The following is a 9,024-nucleotide window of genomic DNA, read 5'->3' on the forward strand; positions in this document are numbered from 1 at the left end:
AGGGTAAGAGTCATGCCCAGAGAACCCAGGATCAGCAGAGGTTTGCGTCCAAACTTGTCCACGAAAGCGATCGCGACTAGCGTTGTCACAATATTGGTGATACTGGTAATCACGGTAATCCACAGCGAATCCTTCTCGGAAAAGCCTACCGCCTGCCACAGGACGCTGCTGTAGTAGAAAATCACGTTAATTCCTACCAACTGTTGCAGAATAGATAACCCAATACCAACCCAGACTATCGTGAGTAAGCCATGCCGACCCATGAGATCGGACAGTTGAGGTTTGCGCTCCCGCGATACCGTCTGCCGAATCTCCTGTACTTTAGCCTCAACATCTCCACCCAAAACCTTTGTCAAAACCGAAGCCGCTTCTGCGTCCCGTCCTTGAGCCACCAAGTAGCGGGGTGATTCTGGAATCCTCAGTGCGCCTATTCCATAGGCAATGGCAGGTGGGATCTCAGTCCAGAACATCCAACGCCAAGCAGGTATCCCGAACCAGAAGGGCGCTTCGGCGGAACCCGCAGCGACAGCGATGAAGTAGTCGCACAGCAAGGCGATGAAGATCCCGGTCACGATCGCAAGTTGTTGCAGAGAACCCAGGCGTCCGCGCAGGTGTGCAGGGGAGACTTCAGCAATGTAGGCGGGGGCGATAACGCTCGCAGCACCAACTGCTACCCCGCCCACCAATCGCCAAACCATGAAATCCCAAATATTAAAGGCAATACCAGAACCCACGGCGCTGATCAAAAACAGAATAGATGCGACGATCATCGTTTTTACCCGCCCGTAACGATCGGCGATCTGTCCGGCAAAGAAGGCTCCCACCGCCGAACCCAAAAGTGCGGAGGAAACAGCGAATCCCGTTGCCACACTACCGGCTTGAAAATCTTTTCCTAAAGCGGCTACCGCACCATTAATTACGGCAGTATCAAAACCAAATAAAAAGCCGCCAATCGCAGCTACCAGCGCCAGCATCAGCACATAGGATGTGCTGGCTTTAGGCATAACAGGTTTGTTGTGAATAGTCATTTGTTAATCCCTAAGTCAAACGCAAATGCAAAGCTAAATTGATTTCGATTTGCTCATCCATACAAACTTTGAAACGCAAAGCCTGCCAAGCGATAGCCAGCAACCTATCGTGGTAGCTGTCTATCGCTTGGCGATTACCTCCAGTACGTTGCGCGATCGCTTATGTACTACGGCAATTTCTACTTTTGTGAACTCCGGAGACAACGATCGGATTGTTCTCCTGGTTCAGCTTCGATAGCTAGTCTGTGTTTAATGTGAGAAATGGGATAAACCGGGTTATCAGAAAGATGTAAATTTATTTCTCACCATGAGAACATTGTTTGATCCTACCTTCTGACTAGCATCAATCTTTAGGATTAAACCTACGAAAGCGTAAGAAAATGTAAGATTTAGCGAATAAACTTAACATAAATACCTGATTAAGAGTAAATATCCCAAAATATAGGAGCGTCAGGTTGTAAATAGTATTTAAGAGCGATCGCAAGGAGAGTTATCTAGAAGTAACTTGACAGACTACACGACCTGTGAAAACGCATTCATGTACCGGATGCGATCGCAAGTGTCACCGAATCAAATTTCTCTTCACCATCAGCCGCTCACCAGTGCGTTTTGCGGTAACATTAAGCACTCCCTAGCTTGCTGATAGATCGTTGATTTCAGTTTCATTTCATCCCTACTCCCTCCAAAATCCGTTTAACTGTACTGAAGGGTGTTCCTCCACCTCACGTCAGTATGTAAAGTTTAATTAATAACATTTTTCTGTAAAGCTTACGCAAAAACACGGTAAATATTGCGTAAAGCTACGCTTTCACTGACAAATTTGGGGTATTTTTCGTCTAACAGATACAAGTCTAAATCTATGGGAGGAGCCTTATGAAAATTAAAACTTTTACATTTAAACCATTCATCAAGCTACTGAACCTGTCAGCTTTAATCACTTTAAGTACCGCTGCCATTTTAGACCTTGGAGCTTCTGGAGCAGATGCTGCCTTATTAATTGGTAATACTAAAACCAACAATGTAGTGCGTTATGACGATAAGACAGGAAAGTTTTTGGGTGATTTTATTGCCCCTGGTAGTGGTGGCTTATCTAACCCAGATGATTTAGTATTTGGTCCTGATGGAAATCTCTATATCAGCAGTGGTAGTAGTTCTACAGGACAGATATTGCGCTACAACGGCAAGACAGGTGCATTTATCGATGTATTTGCTTCAGGGGGAAATCTAACTCGTCCCTATGGGATAGTATTTGGACCTGATGGCTATCTTTACGTGAGTAGCTTTCTTACAGACACAATTCTGCGTTATAACGCTACAACAGGTGCATTCGTAGATGTATTTGCTTCAGGAAATGGCTTACCTGGTGGTTTAAACGGCCCGAATGATTTGTTATTTACACCTGATGGTAAGTTGCTCGTTTCTACTCAGGGTAGCGTTGCCATTCCTGGTGATGCTAACACAGATGGCATCATTTCACCTGGAGAGTTTGTTCCTGACTTTAGCCAGGGACTTCCCAGCCAGATATTGAGTTATGACATTAAAACGAAACAATCTACTGTTTTAGTAGATTCAGCTACTCCACTTCCCAACAGTTTTAACTTCGTCAGCTTTTTGGGTTTAGCACTTAGCCCCAAGGGAGATTTGTTCACGACTGACTTTGCAAATGGGTTACGAACTTATGACATTAATTCAGGTGCATTAAAAGCGACTATTCCAACTGACTATACTTCAACCCCTGGAGGTTTTAGCAATAACTTTATTGGCAATCTGACTTTCATTGGAAATACCCTCTTTACTGTTGGTTTTGACCTTACCAAAAACGATTATGGAGCGATTCTACGATATGACAGCGTAACAGGGAATGCTCAACCTTCGGCAGGTAATCAAGGTGCAGTCTTTGTCTCAACTAACAGTAATCTTCAGCGTCCAATTGGCATTACATCGATTACGTCTGTACCAGAACCAACAGCTACGATAAGTTTCTTTGCATTTGGTACATTCTGCGCGATCTTTCTACGAAAGTCTAATCGAAAAAAACGCTGCTTGCACGCAGAAGATAGAGTGTGACAGCAGAGCGTTAAGCTGTTTCGAGCATTGGGGATTCACTTTCATCCCCAAATTGAAAGCTTGCAGGATAAAGACTACCGGGGAATGCAAAAGCTCCATCCCAACAATCTCCTACCATACAAGAAACCGAAAGGGAACGACTGACAGTACAACAGAAAGCCTACAATCGCCAACTGGCTCGTGAACGGGTGGTAATTGAGCACGTCAATCGCTGCTGGAAGATTTTCAGAATTTTGGCTGAACGTTACTGCAATCGGCGCAGACGCTTTGGATTACGGTGCAATCTCATTGCTGTTTTGTACAATTATGAGTGTTCTCAACGGGCTTGCTTAGGTTAATTTGCAAGAGGTCTAATGTTTATGTGCTGATTTTTCTCATCTTCCCCGCCTTGGCAATCCCTACTACAAACCTAATTTGCAAGAGGTTTCTTGTCGGTGTCCATATTGGTGCTCGTTCAGAAACAGGAGCCAAATTTTCCAGCAATCGTCTTTTCCCTCATCGCTCTGTTCGCCGTTCTCAATACTGCTTTGCTGAATTTTGTTACCGCATCGCGGCTGCTTTACGGAATGTTCCGCGAAGGTTTGCTTCCAGCTTGGTTAGGAAAATTACATCCACGCCGCGCAACTCCCTATCGAACGCTAGTTGTCATTCTGCCACTCGTGATTTTTCTCGCCCTTTCAGGTACACTTCAATTCCTAGCTGGAACAACCGCAACCTTGATTCTGGCAATGTTCTCTCTTGTCAACCTCTCACTGCTGGTCATTAAAAGGCAAGAACCCCGAACCACTGGGTTTCGGGTTCCTTCTGCGATTCCAGCTTTAGCGTTAATCTCCAACTTAGTTCTGATTGCCTTTGCCTCTCGTGAAAGTCACATTTTGGCGTTAGTGTTTACAGGTTTAGGAGTTTTGATAATTTTAATTCGCAATGCTCTTAGCAGACGATTGCCAAGCTCCTAATTTTAAATGCTGACTGTCAATGCGAATTCTACTTGATGAATGTGCGCCACGACCTCTGACACTCCTGCTGTTCGTGGCGCGATCGCTCAGGCTGCTTAAGTTATCGTGGAGGCGATCCCTGGAGGTTGTTTGTTAGCATCGCATCATAAAGCTAGGCTGCAAGACTAAAATTCACTCTCGCTAAACTTGCAGTAGATTCGATTGAACAACGTTGCAAACTTCCGTTCAAATCCACCTGCCTAAAACCATTACATGCCCTACAATCCCTTTGAAAAACCAATCGGAGAAGCACTTGAGTCTGAGGATCTTCAACTCCTAACTACGCGGCAAGTAGCTGAAGGCTATTACGTTGAGTACAAACGGGAGATGCCGAACTCAACGAAGATAGCTCGTAGTTTGGCATCACTTGCGAATACTTATGGTGGTTGGTACATCGTAGGGGTAGAGACTGATAGTCATAATGTTGCAACAGCAGTTTCTGGTTTCGACCCTACATCATGCCATGATCCTATCTCAGTCGTCCGTGATTTGGTTAAACACCATATTGATCCAGTGCCTATCTTTTTTCCACAGGTTATTACGCTCGATACCGGACATTTAGTCCTTACTGTATATGTACCTGACAAGCAGGAGACTCCATTTATTACCAAGGACGGGCGAATATATCGACGCACCAATGATTCCTCTGACCCTGTGCCAGAGACAAGCCGCTATGCTCTAGATCAACTTGTTGAACGTGGAAAAGAGGTTTCAAAACGATTTGCACGATTTTCAAAAGATGAGCGTACTTTCAGCAAAGCTGAAGAGGATGGATGGTTGAAAATCTACATTTCACCATATCCCTTTGGCTTGATTGAACACCCTGATGTGTTTTCTACGTCAGTTATTGAAAGTCTACTGGAAGCCAGCAAAAAACCAATTCAATTTCCATTCTTTGATAAACCTGAAATTCCCATATCAGGAAACATCGAGTTTAATGCAGCTTATCCGACTCCTAATTCTGTCGTACTCCGCCATACAAATATTCAAAATGAAGCATTTAACTCACTTGCTATCGAACTTGATAGATTTGGCAGAACGAAGATATTTATTCCGCTGCAACGAGTTCAGCTCAAAGACTATGACTTATCAAGCATCCGCTCACCTCTAGTGCATCAGCAAATTCTTAATCGGATCAAAGCCCAGCCTGACGGAAGAAGTACGTACCTTCATTTTTTTAATATTGGCAAAGTTTGGTTAATAATTGCTGTTTTAGTTAACTATTACCTAGATTGGCTTGGCAAATCCACTACTTTAACTGGTTTTCAGGTAGCCCTAGAACTTGATGAGGTGTGGCGATACGTCCCATTCTACGACTTTGACTCATGGGGTCAACACGTTGAACAGTTTGGTTTACCCGTGCTTATGAGAAGTTATGTGCGATTCCCTGAAGAGGAGGGAAAAGGACAAATTATCAGTGCTGAGAATAATCTTTGGATTGGTCTGTGCTTGAGTGTTGGGCTTGCTTGCGGTCTACCGCCTGAGTTTTTTGCAAGTGCGCTTGGTCCAGTAATCACAGATGCCTCTGGGCTAGGAAAATCCCTCAGCTAGGGGCAGTTATTCAAGGTTATCTGCTGTATTGTGCCTCAAGATCCTGCAAGGTTATCTGTGAGATATAGCAATCCTAAATGATTCGTGAATCCCTGTAGAGACGCGATATATGGCGTCTCTACAGGGCAAATACCTGTTCACAACTGAAATAGGATTGCTATAGTGCTTTGAGGTTGTCTAATCCCCATTGCTATCAAACTTTCGATGTACAGCCTCAATTAATGGTGCTATTCGATCTAGTTGAATTCAAATTTGCTGAACTCAGTCATTAGTTCAGTCATATACCTTAAGTTTTCACCTAGCGTTTCCCATCTTTTAAAGCACGCGATCGCACCGGAATTTGCGGTGCATCCGGATTGCACTTAATTGCTTTTGATTGTTGCCAAATTGGTAAATCTGCTAACTGTTCAGCCGCTTTTTGGGAACAGACAAAGTTAGGAATGTGACCTTGCAGATCTCCGATGGCTACCCCCTGTTGCTTCAGCAACGACCAAATATTAGCCCTCAGATTGTCCTTATCGGCATGATAACCACTCCACGTTGTCTTGATGTTATTTGGCATCAGCGATCGCTAATTTGTTATATTAACAAGTCCTTGTGGAAGATAGACTGGGATAGCAACCGACTCAGCTTGGCTCATCCCAAAACTTGCAATATCAACGCTAACATTTATCAAGCCACTTTTTGCTAACCCACTTTGATTCAGGACATACTCAATGGCTACCAGAGAAGAAATCCTCTTAAACTTTGATCCTAGCGGTATTGGTGTCGATAACGGTAATCTCTTAGGACTTCCATTTGACTACGACTCTGCCAATATTATTGTGTTTGGCATTCCCTGGGAAGTGACTGTTTCCTATGGCTCCGGCACAGCTTTTGGACCAAATGCAGTTTTAGAATCCTCTCGTCAACTGGATTTGTATGACTTTGACAATCCAGAAGGCTGGAAGAAAGGTATTTTCATGGTAGAAATTCCCAAAGATATCCAGCAGAAAAATGAGGTTTTGAGGCAGGATGCGGCTCGAATTATTGAGCATATGGAACAAGGGAAGCGTGTCGAAGACGAACCCGACCTCACCCAAGTCTTAAAAACGGTTAATCAAGAGTGTCAAGCTGTCAATCAATGGCTGTTTGAACAGGCTCAAGCTGCTATAAAACAGGGTAAAAAAGTTGCAGCAATTGGAGGAGATCACAGCGTACCTCTGGGAGCTATTCAGGCATTGGCAGAAAGTTACCCGGAATTCGGAATTTTACACATCGATGCTCACGCGGATTTACGCGATGCTTATGAAGGTTTTGAGTTCTCTCATGCCTCAATTATGTTTAATGCGCTGAAATTGCCCCAAATATCGAAGTTAGCTCAAGTGGGCATTCGCGATATTTCTCAAGATGAAGTTAATCTGATTCAACAGTCTGGAGGGCGAGTTTCTGCTTACTACGATCCTCAGTTAAAACAAAAGCTTTATGCTGGAGTTTCCTGGTTGGAAATTTGCAAACAAATCGTTGCAGAATTACCGCAGAATGTTTACATCAGTTTCGATGTCGATGGATTAGACCCCAAACTGTGCCCGAATACAGGAACTCCGGTTCCTGGAGGTCTAGAACTAGAGCAAACCTTTTTCTTATTCCGCGAAGTTGTCAATAGCGGCAGACAGATTATTGGGTTTGATGTATGCGAAGTGGGGAATAGTGAGTGGGATGGTAACGTTGGGGCTAGAGCAGTTTATAAACTCTGCAATCTGATGACATTATCAGAGCAAAACCTTTCGTAGCGATTGAGGAAATTCTAACAATAAGTGATGCTGGCACAAAATCTATCTTAAAAGATGCGATCGCTCTTTTTGTAAGCGCGATCGCTTCATTCAACCCAAGCACTCGGAAGCGTCGTCTAGCTCGTTATTTAAGAGGATGTTGTGGTTAATCTAGAGGATCTACTAAGTCAAACAGAATCTGAAAGTCTTGACTTCAAGCGTCAGTTCCATCAGAACAATATTGAGCTGCTTCACGATATTATCTGTCTAGCGAATTCGTATGTAGAAGGAGATAGATATCTAGTTTTTGGTGTTGCAGATGATAAGACTATCGTAGGTGTGCAATCTGATTCCAATCGTAAGAATAACGCTGGAATTCAAGACCTTCTTCGTCAAAGCAATTTTAATCGCATTCCCACCATTAGGCTTCAAACTATAGAGTATCAACCTAGTATTGAAGTGGATATTTTACTAATTAGAAACCGACCAGACAAACCTTTTTTCCTCGTGAAAGATAAAACCTCTCAAGGCAAAACAATACGTGCAGGAGTTATCTATACGCGCCTAGGTGATACCAATATTCCGCTTCAAGAGTCAGCACCTGAAGCACAAATTGAATTAATGTGGCGTGAACGCTTTGGATTAGGACTGCCGCCTTTAGAGAGAATGAAGCTACTGTTAAATGATTTTAAAGATTGGGAAAGCATTAATGAGGATGCCCAACTTTATCATAAGCAGTTCCCAGAGTTCACAGTTCGTAAAGGGAAGCAGATTAATGATCATTTCCGTGAATCATGGTCAGATCGCTTTCCTGATGTTAGCGCTCATAGCTTTGAAGTTGAACTTAGATATTTCGAGACAATTATTTATAAAGAAACGTTTGTAACCTGTGATGGTGGTCGGTATCAAATTCCTTTGCCTAAAATAGATATTTCAAATCCAGAAAGAAAGTTTTATATTCAAGAAAATTCCTTTGCCTATAAGATTGCTAAAATTTTCTGGCAATACTATCCTATAGACAATGCTCTACGAATAGCGGGTATAGAGTTACGATAAAAGTTGTTCTTACAGGGGTGTGAGGTCTAACACGAACGTTAGGATGCACACTTAGCCCAGATACTAATCGATCTGGCGTTTGAACCCATTGACCCCAAGGCGTTTGAGCGGTGTTTTCTCCAGGTTGGCTTGTTTTGCGGGGTTTATCTACCAAGCTATGCAAACGCCCCTACCTATCTATTGCAACCTTAATTCAGCAGAGACAGTAGGGGCGAATTTATCTAGTATCACTGTCAGCAGCGCGAATGTTCGTAGCAGGGGCAGCGGCGTTGACGGAAATTGAGATGCCTGTTGTAGGCAATCCTAAATCAACGTGACTTTTCCGGTATCAAGATCGTAACGACCTCCAACAATTTTGAGCTTTTCATCCAGCAATCGTTCAGAAACGATCGTTGAATTTTGTTTTAATTTCTCAATTTGATACCGAACATTGGCAATCACAGCATTATCAACCGGATCGCCCGATTCATCTTTTGTCTTAGCGATCGCAGGTTTGATGGCTTTAACAAAAGAATTCATGCTTCCAGGGAGACGTTCCCCCTGGACTGCGGCAGTGACAGCACCACAGCGTTCGTG

Annotated in this window: 9 protein-coding genes and 1 pseudogene; 7 read left to right on the forward strand and 3 right to left on the reverse strand. The window is 43.5% G+C overall.

The window, feature by feature from the left end:
* Nucleotides 1–1,028: sugar porter family MFS transporter (locus tag H6F50_RS18020; protein ID WP_190429757.1), on the reverse strand; the 1,028-nt coding region annotated here is incomplete at its 3' end.
* A 49-nt stretch (nt 1,029–1,077) separates the two neighbouring features.
* On the opposite strand from H6F50_RS18020, the gene H6F50_RS18025 reads away from it, so the two are divergent.
* The 5 genes and pseudogenes from H6F50_RS18025 to H6F50_RS18045 all read left to right on the forward strand — a co-directional run bounded on the left by H6F50_RS18025 (nt 1,078) and on the right by H6F50_RS18045 (nt 5,641).
* Nucleotides 1,078–1,266 carry a hypothetical protein gene (locus H6F50_RS18025; protein ID WP_190429758.1) on the forward strand — a complete coding sequence of 63 codons (189 nt, stop codon included), beginning with the start codon at nt 1,078–1,080 and terminating at the stop codon, nt 1,264–1,266.
* 635 nt (nt 1,267–1,901) lie between these two features.
* Nucleotides 1,902–3,095 (forward strand): PEP-CTERM sorting domain-containing protein, encoded by a 1,194-nt coding sequence (locus H6F50_RS18030; RefSeq protein ID WP_190429759.1) that lies wholly within the window; start codon nt 1,902–1,904, stop codon nt 3,093–3,095.
* Nucleotides 3,096–3,259: 164 nt separating this feature from the next.
* Nucleotides 3,260–3,433, forward strand: a pseudogene (locus H6F50_RS26595) (IS5/IS1182 family transposase); the annotation flags it as partial.
* A gap of 96 nt (nt 3,434–3,529) precedes the next feature.
* Nucleotides 3,530–4,051, forward strand: coding sequence for an amino acid permease (locus H6F50_RS18040; protein WP_347277179.1), 522 nt, complete (start codon nt 3,530–3,532; stop codon nt 4,049–4,051).
* 252 nt (nt 4,052–4,303) lie between these two features.
* Complete coding sequence (locus H6F50_RS18045; protein WP_190429760.1) at nt 4,304–5,641, forward strand: ATP-binding protein; 1,338 nt, start codon at nt 4,304–4,306, stop codon at nt 5,639–5,641.
* Between the two features lie 298 nt (nt 5,642–5,939).
* Here the strand turns inward: H6F50_RS18045 and H6F50_RS18050 are convergent, their stop codons facing one another.
* Nucleotides 5,940–6,203 carry a hypothetical protein gene (locus tag H6F50_RS18050; protein ID WP_242029092.1) on the reverse strand — a complete coding sequence of 88 codons (264 nt, stop codon included), beginning with the start codon at nt 6,201–6,203 and terminating at the stop codon, nt 5,940–5,942.
* A 154-nt stretch (nt 6,204–6,357) separates the two neighbouring features.
* Here H6F50_RS18050 and H6F50_RS18055 point away from each other — a divergent pair, with 154 nt between their 5' ends.
* On the forward strand, nt 6,358–7,413 hold the full coding sequence (locus tag H6F50_RS18055) for an agmatinase family protein (protein WP_190429761.1): 1,056 nt from the start codon (nt 6,358–6,360) through the stop codon (nt 7,411–7,413).
* A 141-nt stretch (nt 7,414–7,554) separates the two neighbouring features.
* Nucleotides 7,555–8,448 (forward strand): ATP-binding protein, encoded by an 894-nt coding sequence (locus H6F50_RS18060; protein ID WP_190429762.1) that lies wholly within the window; start codon nt 7,555–7,557, stop codon nt 8,446–8,448.
* Between the two features lie 303 nt (nt 8,449–8,751).
* On the opposite strand, the gene H6F50_RS18065 is transcribed toward H6F50_RS18060, so the two are convergent.
* Nucleotides 8,752–9,024, reverse strand: a 273-nt coding sequence (locus H6F50_RS18065; RefSeq protein WP_242029093.1) for a carbonic anhydrase, incomplete at its 5' end; no start/stop codon positions are given.

Source organism: Coleofasciculus sp. FACHB-712 (genome assembly GCF_014695635.1).
Taxonomy (GTDB): Bacteria; Cyanobacteriota; Cyanobacteriia; order Cyanobacteriales; family FACHB-T130; genus FACHB-T130.